The sequence below is a fragment of the Butyricicoccus sp. AM27-36 genome (assembly GCF_003480945.1).
Lineage (GTDB): Bacteria > Bacillota > Clostridia > Oscillospirales > Butyricicoccaceae > Agathobaculum > Agathobaculum butyriciproducens.
The window spans coordinates 96,746-109,802 of sequence record NZ_QUJR01000003.1 but is presented as its reverse complement, the minus strand read 5'-3'; the positions used below and the strand labels follow the sequence as shown (position 1 = coordinate 109,802).

Genomic DNA, 13,057 nt, shown 5'->3' with positions numbered 1-13,057 from the left:
TCTGCATAAAAATAGTATACCGCTTTCGCTGGAATTTTGCAATGTTTTGCGCTATACTAAAGATACCAATTTGTCTGCAAGAGGTGAAAAGCCATGCCTTCTTATGTCACTTACCATATTTTTGCGGCTACCGTACAGCGCGTAACCAGTGATTCGGTTGCCCATATCGCGTCCTCCTATCCGGCGGCCTACCGATGGGGCTCGCAGGGAGCGGACCCGCTGGCGCTCTATCACGCGCCGTTCCCGTCCGCCCTGCGCAGACTGGCGAACCGCGTCTGCACCGAGCCGCCCGCGCCGCTGTTCGAGTCACTGTGCAAAGCCGCCGTCGCGTCGCACAACACGGCTGCGCTCGCATATGTATTCGGATTCTGCACGCACTATGCACTCAGCCGCGTAACCTATTCGTTTGTTTCCGCACAGGCGGACAGGCTGTCGCAGTTCATGCCGGGCTACTCTGCCGAGGCACGCCGCCATTTAGTCGAGAGCGACATCGACGGTGTGATGATCGCGGATTTTGTCTCGGACACGCCCGCCGAGTACGAAGCGTACCGCCAACTGGAGCCGGATGCACCCGAGTCCCCTCTCGCGGCGAAAATTCTGGCGCAGGCCCTGCGGGAGACGTATGGCGTGCACATCACGCCTGCCGCCGTCTACCACTCGATGAACGATATGCGCCGCATGCACCATCTCGCGCATCAGGGTGCCTCTGCACTCAGCCGTCTGCAGCGGTTCGAGCACCTGATCGGCAAATCCGGTTTTGCGTCCTCGCTCATCCGTCCGACAGAGCCGCTCTCGGCGGACTGCACCAATCAGGAGCACCGTCCGTGGACATCCCGCACCGGTGAGCGAACGGATTCGTTCTACGATCTGTTTGATGCCGCCGTGCCGCTGGCGGTCTCGCTGCAGCGTGCCGCTCTCGACCGCTATTATCAGCAGAAGCCGCTCGATCCGCGCTTTTTCCCCACGGATTTTACGGGCACACCCATCAAAAAGTAAAAATTTAATAACTTAGCGACAGGTTTCGTATGACTTCGCTCCCTGAAATGGGTATTCTTGGTGCTGTTACCAAACTGTAACCATTGAAAGGAGTGAATATGGCGCACATCATTCCGCCATACTACTATCATGCGAAACCTGTTATCTTTTGTTTTGGGCGTGATTTCACGCCTGCTCTACCTGCTTCTGCGGCTCATCCTGCTGCTCGACCGCACGATCTGCCGCGTATACGACCTGCCGGTCTGGAGCCGGTTCGCCGGTGTTCTGCGGCAGGCAGGCCGCCGCCGTTCGGTCTGTGCGCTGAGCGTATTCGGACTGCTGTTCCTGCTGCCCGCTCTGCTGCTGACCCGGCCGGGCACGCTGCTGCTTGCGGACGGTCAACCGCTCGGTGTCATCGAGGACAGCGCAACGCTGCTGAACGCAGTAAACGCGGTTGAATCCAGCGCATCTGCCGTTTCCGGCACGGACTATTACCTGCCGCTGCGCCTGCAGGCCAAACCGGTGCGGACAGCTGCTCCGCTGCTGACGCAGGAGGAACTCGAGCGCAATCTCATTACTGCCAGCGGCGAGTTGGACACGCTTGCCATTATTTCGGTGGACGGCAAACAGACCGCCATTGCCGCCGATACGGACGGCGCGCAGGCCGCGCTCGACCAGATCAAGGCCGCGTATACGACAGCGGCAGACGAAAACGTACACTTCCTGCAGACCGTCCGCGTGGACAAGGCCGTTGCGCCAGCCGCGCTTGCAGAGACCGATTCCGCGCTGTATGATACCCTGTCGCAATGCCTTGATGTGACTGCGACCCGCGCCGTCACCTACACCGAACAGATTCCGTTCGACACCGTGACGCAGGAGAACGAAAATCAAGACCAGACCTACCGCGAGACTGTTCGGCAGGGCTGTGCAGGCACAGCGCAGGTCACCGCCGAGATTGAAACCGTGGACGGCGAGGAGCGCACGCGCACCATCCTTGCGCGCACCGTGCTCCGGCAGGCCACCGACGAAATTGTTGAGGTCGGCACGCGCAATGTCGGCATCGGCACCGGAGAATTTGCCGTGCCGCTGACCAGCTACACGTTCACCTCGGCGTTCAAGTACCGCTGGGGCCGCCTGCACGGCGGCGTGGACCTCGCCGTGGACGAAGGCACACCGGTCTATGCCGCGGATAACGGCAAGGTCATCGTTGCAGAGGACTCTGGCAACGGCTACGGCAGCTATATCATCCTCGACCACCGGAACGGCTTCAAGACGCTGTACGGGCATAATTCACAGCTGCTCGTGTCGGTCGGCGATGTGGTCAGCAAGGGCGATAAAATCGCGCTTTCCGGCAATACCGGCAATTCCACCGGCCCGCATCTGCATTTTGAGGTGCAGGTGAATGATGAAAAGGTAGATCCGACTCAGTATGTGCAGTTGAGTTAACCGGTGAAGTAATGGAAAATTGAGAATGGAGAATGGAAAATAACGCTATCCCTGCGCGAGTTCCATCCTCGCCGCGTGGAAGTACGCGCTGCGCGCGTTATTATATCGCGCACGGTGCGATACCACAATTCTCAATTCTCCATTATCCATTCTCAATAAAAAAAGAGATTGGCAAAGCCAATCTCTTTTTGGTTACTCCATCGCCTCGACTTCATCAATCTTGGTGAGGTACTTATTCTGATAGAATTTGAGCTTCTCCGCGAACTGCGGGGTCTCCTTGTACGCCTGCTTGACGTAGGCGTGCGTATCAAACTCGGCTGCGCCCTCGGCCAGCTGGATGGTATAAATGGCGATATTCGAGCAGTGGTCGCTGATCTTCTCAAGGTCATGCACAATATCCAGGAAGTGGATACCGGTCTGCATGGTGCACTCGTTCCGGCCCAGACGCTCGATGTGGCGGCTCTTGAGACGCTCCTTCATCGTATCCACGACTTCTTCCAGCGGCTCGACCATACGGGCGGTCGAAACAGCCTGATTGTCATAGCCGTCAACGGTCATGTCGAGCACCTCGGCAACCGCTTCGCACATGGTGCGCAGCTCCTGCATCGCACTCGGCGAGAAGGACAGACCGGCCTCACGGAACTCGTCGGCACGCTCGAAGATGTTCTGCGCATAGTCGCCGATCTTCTCAAAATCAGACAGCGAGTGCATCATCTCGGCCATCTGGCGGCGCTGATCAACCGAACGGATGTTGTGGATGGTGGTCAGGTAACGGCCAATCTCAACCTCTGCACGGTCGAGGAAGGCCTCGTGCTCGTGGAAGATCTCCTCGTTTGCAGCCGCGCCGCCGAACAGCGGGTCGGTTGCCAGATGGAAATTCTGCTTGGCAGTGTCGCCCATGTCGGCAATGCAGCGCTGCGCCTGATCGAGTGCCAGGGACGGCGTGGTCAGGAAGCGAGGCTCCAGCTTTGCCAGCGGATCTTCCTGCGTCTCCTCTGCGGGCACGCTCGCCGTTGCCAGCTTGACCAGCAGACCGGTGAACGGCAGGAACAGAACCGTACAGGTGAGATTGAACAGCGTATGGAAGTTTGCGATGCCGCCCTTGTCGATTGCGTTATCCCAGAAAGAGAAACCAACCGTGTACTGAATCGCATAAATGCCGACCAGGAACAGGATGGAGCCGATCAGGTTGAAGTAGAAGTGCACCATCGCGGTACGGCGGGCATTCTTGGAGCCGCCCACCGAGGACAGGAATGCGGTGATACAGGTACCGATGTTCTGACCGAGGATGATCGGGATAGCAGCCGAATAGGTGATCGCACCCGTGGTGGACAGTGCCTGCAGAATACCAACCGATGCGGAGGACGACTGGATGATCGCGGTAACGCCCGCGCCGACCAGCACGCCGAGCACCGGATTGGAGATAGCAGCGAACAGATCCGCGAACTGCGGCAGATCAGCCAGCGGTGCAACCGCGCCCTCCATGACCGACATGCCGATGAACAGAATACCGAAGCCGGTGAAGATATCCGCGATATCGCGGGTACGGCGCTTTTTGGCAATCATCATAATGATTACGCCGACAAGTACGATGATATATGCCAGATTCTTCGGCTTGAGCAGATCCATGAACAGGCTGCCGCTGCCCTCGCCGCCGGACAGACGCAGGATCTGCGCGGTAATCGTGGTACCGATGTTGGCACCGAGGATAACGCCGACCGACTGCTTGAGCGTCATGATACCGGCGTTTACAAAGCCGACAACCATAACGGTCGTTGCGGACGAAGACTGAATGACCATGGTAACGACCATGCCCATCAGCAGAGCCGTAACGACATTGCCCGTCATTTTTTCAAGCGTTTTCTCCAGTTTAGAGCCCGCTGCGCGCTCCAAACCTTTTCCCATTGTCGTCATACCGTAGATGAACAGCGCAAGACCGCCGATCATCTGCACGATTGACAGCACATCAAAATCCATATGCTTCCTCCCGTTTTGTTACATAATCATTTTCATTATTTCTTCACAATTCGCATACATTTTAATTATATTGTTTTTACATGGTACTGTCAATAAAAATTGCGTTAATACGCAGGCTTTACACACATTTAACATTGGTTTGCCTACCCGGCAGGGGCACAAGAGGGTAGACACCTGCGGTTTCCACCCTCTGATTTTCACCCCTTTCCCTTTGGGATAGCACGGCGAAATTTGCAGAACTGAGACTATAAAGGAACGGCAGAGGATTTTTTCTTCCGTAGGAGCGGACCAATGTGTCCGCTCATTCCCCTACCTCTATGCAATGCCAGATACATTACTGCTACACATATGGTTTACTCTACGCAGGCGCGACACAAGGTGAATTGCCCAAAGGGCAAGAGAGGGTCCTCTGGAGGATACCCGTGTCGCGCAACTCGTCGGCTCGTTATTACGGACGGCACCTACGAATATAATCCATTAATATCATTTAACAACTATCCGTAGGGCGGGGGTGCCCTCACCCCGCCGTTCCCCAATAACCCCCTTATGTTAAACCCAACCGGAGACATTGTTTCATCTGTACGTTCATTTTCCATTCTCCATTTTCAATCCTCAATTACTCCACAGAACGCAAAAAGGACCCCAAAGGGGTCCTTTCAGCTTGTCGAAAAAGCAATATTCGATTTTTATGCTTCGTGCGGCAGCACGCATTCAATCGAATTTGCTTTGCAAATTCATAAATTCCGGGAGCATGTATCTCGGAATTTATACAAGGGAAGAAAAAATGTGTCCGCAGGACGCGGTTTTTCTTCGAGATTCGCTCGAAAGCGTGGTTTCGAGCGAGAGGCTGTTCGGAAAACAAAGTTTTTCGACAGCCTCAAAGGACCCCAAACGGGTCCTTTTCTGTGTGCGTAAGGCTCTTACTTAATGTTATCAAACAGTCCGGTAAAATCAAACGTTGCAAAGTAGTCCTTCGGGGTCTCTGCGCGGCGGATCATCTCTACCGAGCCGTCCTCGCAAAGCAGCAGCTCTGCGGAACGCAGCTTTGCGTTATAGTTATAGCCCATCGAGAAGCCGTGCGCGCCGGTATCGTGGATATAAACGTAATCGCCGATGTCAATCTGCGGCAGATTGCGGTCAACGGCAAACTTGTCGTTATTTTCGCACAGACCGCCGGTCACGTCGTAGGTATGATCGCACAGCGCGTTTTCCTTGCCGAGCACGGTGATATGGTGATATGCGCCGTACATCGCCGGGCGCATGAGGTTCGCAGCGCAGGCGTCCAGACCGGCATACTCCTTATAGGTATGCTTCTGGTGGATGCACTGGGCAACCAGAGCGCCGTAAGGGCCAAGGATAAAGCGGCCCATCTCGGTGTAGATGGCAACATCGTCCATGCCAGCCGGAACAAGAACCTCGTCGTAAGCCTGATGTACGCCTTCACCGATGGCCATAATGTCGTTCGGCTCCTGCGACGGACGGTACGGAATGCCTACGCCGCCGGACAGGTTGATGAACGCGATATGCACGCCGGTCTCCTTCTGCACGTCAACCGCCAGCTGGAACAGGATGCGTGCCAGTGCCGGATAGTACTCATTGGCAACCGTGTTGGAGGCAAGGAATGCGTGAATACCGAAATGCTTAACACCCTTTTGCTTCATGTACTTGAACGCTTCGACCAGCTGCTCGCGGGTCATGCCGTACTTGGCCTCCTGCGGGGTATCCATGATGGAGTTGTTCAGCACGAAGTCACCGCCCGGATTGAAGCGGCAGGACATGGTCTCCTTCCAGTCGCCTACTACCTTGTCGTAGAAATCGAGGTGGGTAATATCATCGAAGTTGATGATGGTGTTCAGGTCGGATGCGAGCTTGTAGTCCTCTGCCGGCGTGACGTTGGAGGAGAACATGATGTCATGCTCCTTTACGCCGCACACATCGCTGAGCTGCAGCTCAGGCAGGCTGGAGCAATCACAGCCAAAGCCTTCCTCATGCAGAATCTGAATGAGACGCGGGGTCGGCGTTGCCTTTACAGCGAAGTATTCCTTGTAGCCCGGGTTCCACGCAAATGCTTCCTTTACCTTGCGGGCGTTCTCACGGATCGCCTTCTCATCGTAAATGTGAAACGGAGTCGGATAGGTTTTAGTGATCTCCTGCACTTGCTGGAGCGTCAAAAAGGGTTTCTTTTCCATTGGTATTTGCCTTTCCTTTACTGGGGTATTCAATCAGTATTCTTACCGAGAATTCGTTCAAATCGACGGCGCATATCGTTTTCCATGCGCTGGGTCTCGATTTCGTCGATATCAACGATACGGTCGTCCTTGATGATGACCACCATGCCCTCGCACAGCATTGCCGGTGCATCGGCACGGTCGAAATTCACCATTTCGTCGTTTACTTCAACGACTACGGAATCGCCTTCAAAACGGTCTACAATTCCGGTCTGCTTTGTCATAGCAGTCTCCTCCTCGCCTCATTGATTCCGGGCGGTACCACATCGGGTATTCCCTTTACTTACATTACTTAACTCTTAAGGCAATATCGCATAATTGAACAAGAGTTATTTGCGAATAAATTTTGCGATGTTGCCTTAAATTCTGCTTTTGCAGATTACTCTACGCAGTGATGGTAGGAATCGAACTCATCGGTCACTGCCTTGGTCGGTGCCGGCGTCAGCAGGCTGACAACAACGATAGCAAGCAGACCGAACACAAAGCCCGGCACGATCTCATACAGATCGAAGATGCCGCCGGACAGCTGCGCCCATACCAGATCGACCACGCCGCCGACGATAATGCCGGCATACGCGCCCTGCTTGTTCGTGCGTCTCCAGAACAGCGAACACAGAACCAGCGGACCGAAGGCAGAGCCGAAGCCGCCCCATGCGTAGGATACCAGACCAAGGATGGTGCTGTTCTGGTTGGTTGCGATCAAAACAGCGATAATTGCTACCGCCATAACGCAGCCGCGGGAGACCCACATCAGCTCCTTCTCGCTTGCGTTTTTGTGAACCTTGTTGTGGTAGAAGTCCTCGGTCAGCGCAGATGCGGTAACTAGCAGCTGACTGTCCGCAGTGGACATGATGGCTGCCAGAATAGCCGACAGGAAGATACCGGCGATGAATACCGGGAAGATCTTCGCTACCATGCTGATATAGATGGTCTCCTGGTTGCCGTCGGTCAGGACAATGCTGTCACCAAGGAACATGCGGCCGGAAATGCCGATCATAATTGCAGCCGCCAGGGAAATCAGCACCCAGATGGTTGCAATGCGGCGCGATTTCTTAATCGCCTGCGGGGACGAAATACCCATGAAACGAACAAGGATATGCGGCTGACCGAAGTAGCCGAGACCCCATGCAAGCAGCGAGATAATGCCCATTGCAGTATACGGCACGCCGGTCGCACCGTCAACGAACATATTCAGGAAGTTCGGATTGAATGCTTCCACCTGCGAGAAGAACTCGGTCGGGCCGCCCATCGAGAAGATAGCGATGGTCGGAACCGCGAGCACGCAGAAAAACATCAGAATGCCCTGGAAGAAGTCGGTCCAGCAAACGGCGAAAAAGCCGCCCGCAAACGTATACGAGATAACGACCACCGCACCGATCACCAGAGAAACCAGATACGGGATGCCGAATACGGACGAGAACAGCTTCGCGCAGGATACAAAGCCGGACGCGGTGTAGAACAGGAAAAACACCAGAATGAACACCGCTGCAATAACCGAAATCCAGCCGCTTTCATCGTGGAAACGGTTTTTGAAGAACTGCGGCAGCGTAATCGCGTCGTCTGCGGTCTTGGTGTACTGGCGCAGACGCTTGGCAACAAACAGCCAGTTAAGGTAAGTGCCGATTGCCAGACCAATGGCGATCCAGCCTGCGGAAATACCGGACAGGTACGCCGCACCCGGCAGGCCCATCAGCAGCCAGCCGGACATATCGGATGCCTGTGCACTCATGGAGGTTACCCACGAGCCAAGCTGTCGGCCGCCCAGAAAATACTCATTTGTCGTGCGGTTTTTGCCGACGAAATACATGCCTATGCAGAGCATAAAGATCAGGTAACAGCAGAATGCCGCTATTGTGATTATGCTGTCGAAAGTCATATGTTTTACCCTCCTAAAATTTCATTTTAATTATACACGGAAACGTGCAATTTTGCAAGATTTCACGAAGGAAATTGCATCTTTAGCAAAAAATATACACTTTGCACAATTTTCTGCCAAGAAAAATGACAGCAGTTATCACAAACGCACCCAACATATCCTCATTCTGCAATATCGGACGAGTTCTCCTGCATGAGAAGGCGTCCGGCGGTGCGGTCGATGCCAATGGCGCCGAGCGGCGCGGTAATCAGGATGGCGAGCACCGCCACCGAAAGCACCAGCTGTCCGCACGGCAGACCCATCGACAGCGGCACCGAGCCGATGGCCGCCTGCACGGTTGCCTTCGGCAGATAGGCGATGACGCAGAACAGACGCTCCTTCCGGTTCAGCCTGGTACCGAGCATGCACAGGCTCACGCCGACCGCGCGGAACACGAGCGCCAGCGCGATCATGAGCACAGCGGCTGCACCGGCCTGTGCCGCGCAGCGGATATCCACAGCCGCGCCGACCAGCACGAAAAGAATCGCCTCAGCAGCGATCCACAGCTTGCCGAATTTGGCAGACAGACGTTTGGTGACTTTTTCCGGACTTTTGATCTTGAGGATGCACGCCATGCTCATAACGGCCAGCAGTCCGGACACGGACACGATGCCTTTGAGCCATGTCTCTACCGCCATCAGCAGGAACGACAGGCCGAGAATCAGGATTACCTTGGTACTGTTGCGGACGTAACAGCCATGCCGGTACGCGGTTTCAAGGAACAGGTGCAGCAGCAGACCGACAGCCGCGCCGAGCACCACGCCGAGCACAATGGAAATCGGGATGTTCACGAAATCCATCATGTTGGCACTGCCGCCCTGTGCCATGCCGACAAAGGTCGAGAACAGCACGATCACATAAATATCGTCGCAGGACGCGCCCGCCAGTATCATCTGCGGAATGCCCTGCCCTGTTCCCCGCTTTTCTTCCATCAGCTGTACCATTCTCGGCACAACCACCGCCGGAGATACCGCGCCGAGCACGGCACCCATGACGGCCGCTTCTATCCGGTTGATGCCCAGAATGTGCGGCGCGAGCAGGAAAAACGCCAAAATCTCACAGCTTGCAGGCACGCAGGCCATCATGACTGCCGGTCGGCCGACTTTTTTCAAGTCGGACAGGTTGAGCGACAGACCGGCCTTGATCAAGATGATGATAAGCGCCATCTGCCGCAGCTCGGACGAGATGGACAAAATGGAATCGTCCAGCCAGTTCAGCACACACGGGCCTATCAGAATGCCCACGAGCAGCATGCCGATGATGCGCGGCAGACCAATCCGGCTGCACAATGCCGCCGCAGCCAGACCGAGCAGAAATACGAGTGCGAGTGAAGTAAGCATAGTTTTTTCCTCCCAAAAACGCAGAAAAGCCGATGGCATCTGCGCAGAAATAGTACGCAGAAGTCATCAGCTTTAAGTCTAAAAAAAGTCTAAAAAAGCGGTTTAGGGTATTACCCAAGGGAGAACCTCATTCCCCTGTTGCAGTTCTTATTATAAGGTATAGGAACCGGTTTGTAAAGCGAAATTTACAGCGCCATCGCTCTCGCCAGCTTGCTGGTCGGCTCAACCACGAGGTCAAGCTGCTGCGCCAGCTCTGCGGCAAGCGCGTGGAAGGTATCCTCGCTGCCTGCGACATACTCAAGTTCGATCTCGCACAGCGGCGCCGATTTACCGTTATGACGCAGTTCGCCTTCGTCAAGCGCCATTTCGCACACGGTATCGCCCTCCTGCAGCAGAACCGCACACCGGCGGAATGAAACCGTGCAGATTTCCTGCAGGTCGGCTGCCAGCGCCCGCTCGCACAGGTCGTTCGGAGCGCCCAGCTCGGGCAAACGGCGCAGACCGTCAAGCAGAGAGACCGCCTCGCACTGGTACTCCTCGTGGGCACGCATGCCGTCCGGCGTATCCGTGTTGCGCAGCTTCATGCAGCACACGCTGCGGTCGTTCTCGCGGCGCAGACGCAGTGCCGCCTGATGTTCCTTCAGCAGTCCGTCCGCCGTATCAAAATAGCTGGATTCCATGTTGATGGTTCGGCTCTGGCTGCCAATCCGCGAGGAAGCCCATAGCAGCGCCTGACCGAGCAGCTTTTCGTCGGCACGCCACTTATATTCCTTCTCCATCGTTTTATCCATTATCGCACCTGTCCGTTTCCGTAAATGATATACTTGGTGGTGGTGAGCGCGGTCAGACCCATCGGACCGCGTGCGTGCAGTTTCTGGGTCGAAATGCCGATTTCAGCGCCGAAACCGAACTCAAAGCCGTCGGTAAAGCGCGTAGACGCATTGACATAGACAGCCGCCGCGTCCACTTCCTCCAAAAATCGCTGCGACGCATCATAATCGCGGGTGACGATGCACTCCGAGTGACCGGTGTTAAAGCGGTTGATGTGGTCAATGGCCTCATCGAGCGAATCGACCACCTTGCACGAAATCTCGTAGCCGAGGTATTCTCTGCCGTAATCCTCATCGGTCGCGGGTGCAATGCTGTCACCGAGGATGTCCATCGTGCGCGGACAGCCGTGAATTGCCACATGCTCGGGTGCCAGACCATCTGCCGCCATCGGCAGGAATTTCTCCGCAACGTCCTTGTGGACGAGCAGGCTTTCCGCCGCATTGCATACGCTCGGGCGCTGGCACTTGGCGTTGACGAGAATATTCTTCGCCATCTCAAGGTCGGCAGTCGCATCAACGTAAACGTGGCAGTTGCCTGTGCCGGTTTCGATGACGGGCACGGTCGCGTTCATCACGACAGAGCGGATCAGACCCGCACCGCCGCGCGGGATAAGCACATCCAGATAGCCGTTGAGCTTCATCATCTGGGTTGCGGTATCGCGGCTGGTGTCCTCCACCAGATTGATGGCGTTCTCCGGCAGACCCTCGGCCGCCAGTGCCTCGCGCATCAGCCTGGTCAGGCACATGGAGGACTGGAACGCCTCCTTGCCGCCGCGCAGAATGCACGCCGAACCCGCCTTGAAGCACAGCACAGCCGCATCCACGGTAACGTTCGGACGAGCCTCGTAGATAATGCCGATCACACCCATCGGCACGCGCTTCTGACCGATGTTCAGGCCGTTCGGACGCTTGTGCATCCAAAGCACCTCACCGACCGGGTCGGGCAGCGCCGCCACCTGACGGCAGCCTTCTGCAATGCCCGCAATGCGCTTTTCGTCCAGCATCAGGCGGTCGATCAGGCCGTCGTTCAGACCTGCCGCTCTGCCGTTTTCAATATCAATCCTGTTTGCCGCGATGATCTCGTCCGCATGTGCCATCAGCGTGTCCGCAATGGCGAGAATGCCGCGGTTTTTGTCGTTCGTGCCGAGCTTCGCCACCGCGTACTTGGAGCGGCGGGCGTCCTCGGCAATCTGCATAAGCGTTCTCATTATATATTCACCTCATAATCTGCACAATTTATCTCGTAGGGCGTGACGACCTCGGCACGCCGCTGTAAACCATCTGCAATTCGTTAGAAACGGCGCGCCGAGTCGTCGCGCCCTACGGTATACGTTAGCGTTCGCGTTGGAACAGGGTTCCGACTTCCTTACCGTCCACAATATCATAAAGCAACCCCTGCTTATCGCCGTTGGCAACCATCATTGGAATGCCTGCGTCCATGCAAAGCTCTGCGGCGGTGATTTTGGTCGCCATGCCGCCCGTGCCGTGCGCGGAACCGGCGCCGCCCGCCATACGGCGGATTTTTGCGTCGATCCTGCCGACGTGGTTAATCAGCTTGGCCTGCGGGTTGGTGCGCGGGTTGGAGTCGTACAGGCCGTCGATATCCGAGAAGATAACCAGCAGATCGGCATCGCACATGCGTGCCACGACTGCGGACAGCGTATCGTTATCACCGAAGTTCTCGATGTGCTTCAGCTCGGCGGTTGCAACCGTGTCGTTCTCGTTGATGATGGGCACAACGCCGATCTTGGTCAGCGCGGTAAACGTGTTATGGATGTTGGTGCGCTGGTCGTCATCGACGATATTCTCGCGCGTCAGCAGGATCTGCGCCACGTTAATGCCATATTCCAGAAACATCTTGTCGTAAATGTGCATCAGCTCGCACTGCCCGACAGCCGCTGCCGCCTGCTTGACCGACAGCTCCTTCGGTCTCTCCGCCAGACCGAGCTTTGCCGTGCCGACCGCCACCGCACCCGAGGATACGAGCACCATCTCGAAGCCGCGGTTCTGCAGGTCGCTGATCGTGCGTACCAGACGCTCGATACGGCGGATATTCGGCTTGCCGTTGTCATAAGTCAGCGTCGAGGAGCCGACCTTGACGACAATACGCCGGACCTCGTTCATGTTCAGCATAAAAATGACCTCCAAAAGATAACGTGGAAGCCTTTCCCCGGACTTCCGCCAATATACACATTTTATCACACTAAAACGCGAGAGACAAGCCGAACGCAAATCTTTTACACTTTATACACATTGTGAAAATTTTATACGGAGATTTTTATCGTTTGCACAGAATTTTTATTTCAAAACCTGTCATATTGTGCTATACTATATCTTATCTTCTTA

At 55.6% G+C, this 13,057-nt stretch carries 10 protein-coding genes and 1 riboswitch; of the genes, 2 read left to right on the top strand and 8 right to left on the bottom strand.

The window, feature by feature from the left end; translation table 11 throughout:
* Positions 1 to 93 precede the first annotated feature (93 nt).
* Together DW724_RS05650 and DW724_RS05645 are read left to right on the top strand one after the other, a co-directional pair.
* Positions 94 to 996 (top strand): hypothetical protein, encoded by a 903-nt coding sequence (locus DW724_RS05650; RefSeq protein ID WP_116704816.1) that lies wholly within the window; start codon positions 94 to 96, stop codon positions 994 to 996.
* Between the two features lie 129 nt (positions 997 to 1,125).
* Complete coding sequence (locus DW724_RS05645) at positions 1,126 to 2,421, top strand: M23 family metallopeptidase (RefSeq protein ID WP_118760925.1); 1,296 nt, start codon at positions 1,126 to 1,128, stop codon at positions 2,419 to 2,421.
* Between the two features lie 192 nt (positions 2,422 to 2,613).
* On the opposite strand, the gene DW724_RS05640 is transcribed toward DW724_RS05645, so the two are convergent.
* The 8 genes from DW724_RS05640 to proB form a co-directional block, all read right to left on the bottom strand.
* Positions 2,614 to 4,398 (bottom strand): Na/Pi cotransporter family protein, encoded by a 1,785-nt coding sequence (locus tag DW724_RS05640; protein WP_118563965.1) that lies wholly within the window; start codon positions 4,396 to 4,398, stop codon positions 2,614 to 2,616.
* 920 nt (positions 4,399 to 5,318) lie between these two features.
* Complete coding sequence (locus tag DW724_RS05635; RefSeq protein ID WP_118760924.1) at positions 5,319 to 6,587, bottom strand: diaminopimelate decarboxylase; 1,269 nt, start codon at positions 6,585 to 6,587, stop codon at positions 5,319 to 5,321.
* A 29-nt stretch (positions 6,588 to 6,616) separates the two neighbouring features.
* Positions 6,617 to 6,850 (bottom strand): DUF3006 domain-containing protein, encoded by a 234-nt coding sequence (locus DW724_RS05630; protein ID WP_118760923.1) that lies wholly within the window; start codon positions 6,848 to 6,850, stop codon positions 6,617 to 6,619.
* Positions 6,851 to 7,005: 155 nt separating this feature from the next.
* Positions 7,006 to 8,502 (bottom strand): sodium/proline symporter PutP, encoded by a 1,497-nt coding sequence (putP, locus tag DW724_RS05625; RefSeq protein ID WP_118760922.1) that lies wholly within the window; start codon positions 8,500 to 8,502, stop codon positions 7,006 to 7,008.
* 161 nt (positions 8,503 to 8,663) lie between these two features.
* Positions 8,664 to 9,881, bottom strand: a complete 1,218-nt coding sequence (locus DW724_RS05620; protein ID WP_118760921.1) for a cation:proton antiporter — start codon at positions 9,879 to 9,881, stop codon at positions 8,664 to 8,666.
* Between the two features lie 50 nt (positions 9,882 to 9,931).
* Positions 9,932 to 10,025: riboswitch (Fluoride riboswitch) on the bottom strand.
* Between the two features lie 41 nt (positions 10,026 to 10,066).
* Positions 10,067 to 10,672: a CYTH domain-containing protein gene (locus DW724_RS05615; RefSeq protein WP_116704812.1), complete on the bottom strand. Its 606-nt coding sequence runs from the start codon at positions 10,670 to 10,672 to the stop codon at positions 10,067 to 10,069.
* The gene (locus DW724_RS05610; RefSeq protein WP_118760920.1) at positions 10,672 to 11,919 is read right to left on the bottom strand and encodes a glutamate-5-semialdehyde dehydrogenase; all 1,248 of its coding nucleotides are present in this window, start codon (positions 11,917 to 11,919) and stop codon (positions 10,672 to 10,674) included. The genes DW724_RS05615 and DW724_RS05610 overlap by 1 nt, the downstream gene beginning before the upstream one ends.
* A gap of 124 nt (positions 11,920 to 12,043) precedes the next feature.
* Complete coding sequence (gene proB / locus DW724_RS05605) at positions 12,044 to 12,844, bottom strand: glutamate 5-kinase (RefSeq protein ID WP_117490982.1); 801 nt, start codon at positions 12,842 to 12,844, stop codon at positions 12,044 to 12,046.
* Between the last annotated feature and the right edge of the window lie 213 nt (positions 12,845 to 13,057).

What these genes read in the sequence shown, in the direction of transcription:
- DW724_RS05650 (WP_116704816.1), top strand. Translation starts at nt 94, where the DNA reads ATGCCTTCTTATGTCACTTACCATATTTTTGCGGCTACCGTACAGCGC.
- DW724_RS05645 (WP_118760925.1), top strand. Translation starts at nt 1,126, where the DNA reads ATGCGAAACCTGTTATCTTTTGTTTTGGGCGTGATTTCACGCCTGCTC.
- DW724_RS05640 (WP_118563965.1), bottom strand. Translation starts at nt 4,398, where the DNA reads ATGGATTTTGATGTGCTGTCAATCGTGCAGATGATCGGCGGTCTTGCG.
- DW724_RS05635 (WP_118760924.1), bottom strand. Translation starts at nt 6,587, where the DNA reads ATGGAAAAGAAACCCTTTTTGACGCTCCAGCAAGTGCAGGAGATCACT.
- DW724_RS05630 (WP_118760923.1), bottom strand. Translation starts at nt 6,850, where the DNA reads ATGACAAAGCAGACCGGAATTGTAGACCGTTTTGAAGGCGATTCCGTA.
- putP (WP_118760922.1), bottom strand. Translation starts at nt 8,502, where the DNA reads ATGACTTTCGACAGCATAATCACAATAGCGGCATTCTGCTGTTACCTG.
- DW724_RS05620 (WP_118760921.1), bottom strand. Translation starts at nt 9,881, where the DNA reads ATGCTTACTTCACTCGCACTCGTATTTCTGCTCGGTCTGGCTGCGGCG.
- DW724_RS05615 (WP_116704812.1), bottom strand. Translation starts at nt 10,672, where the DNA reads ATGGATAAAACGATGGAGAAGGAATATAAGTGGCGTGCCGACGAAAAG.
- DW724_RS05610 (WP_118760920.1), bottom strand. Translation starts at nt 11,919, where the DNA reads ATGAGAACGCTTATGCAGATTGCCGAGGACGCCCGCCGCTCCAAGTAC.
- proB (WP_117490982.1), bottom strand. Translation starts at nt 12,844, where the DNA reads ATGCTGAACATGAACGAGGTCCGGCGTATTGTCGTCAAGGTCGGCTCC.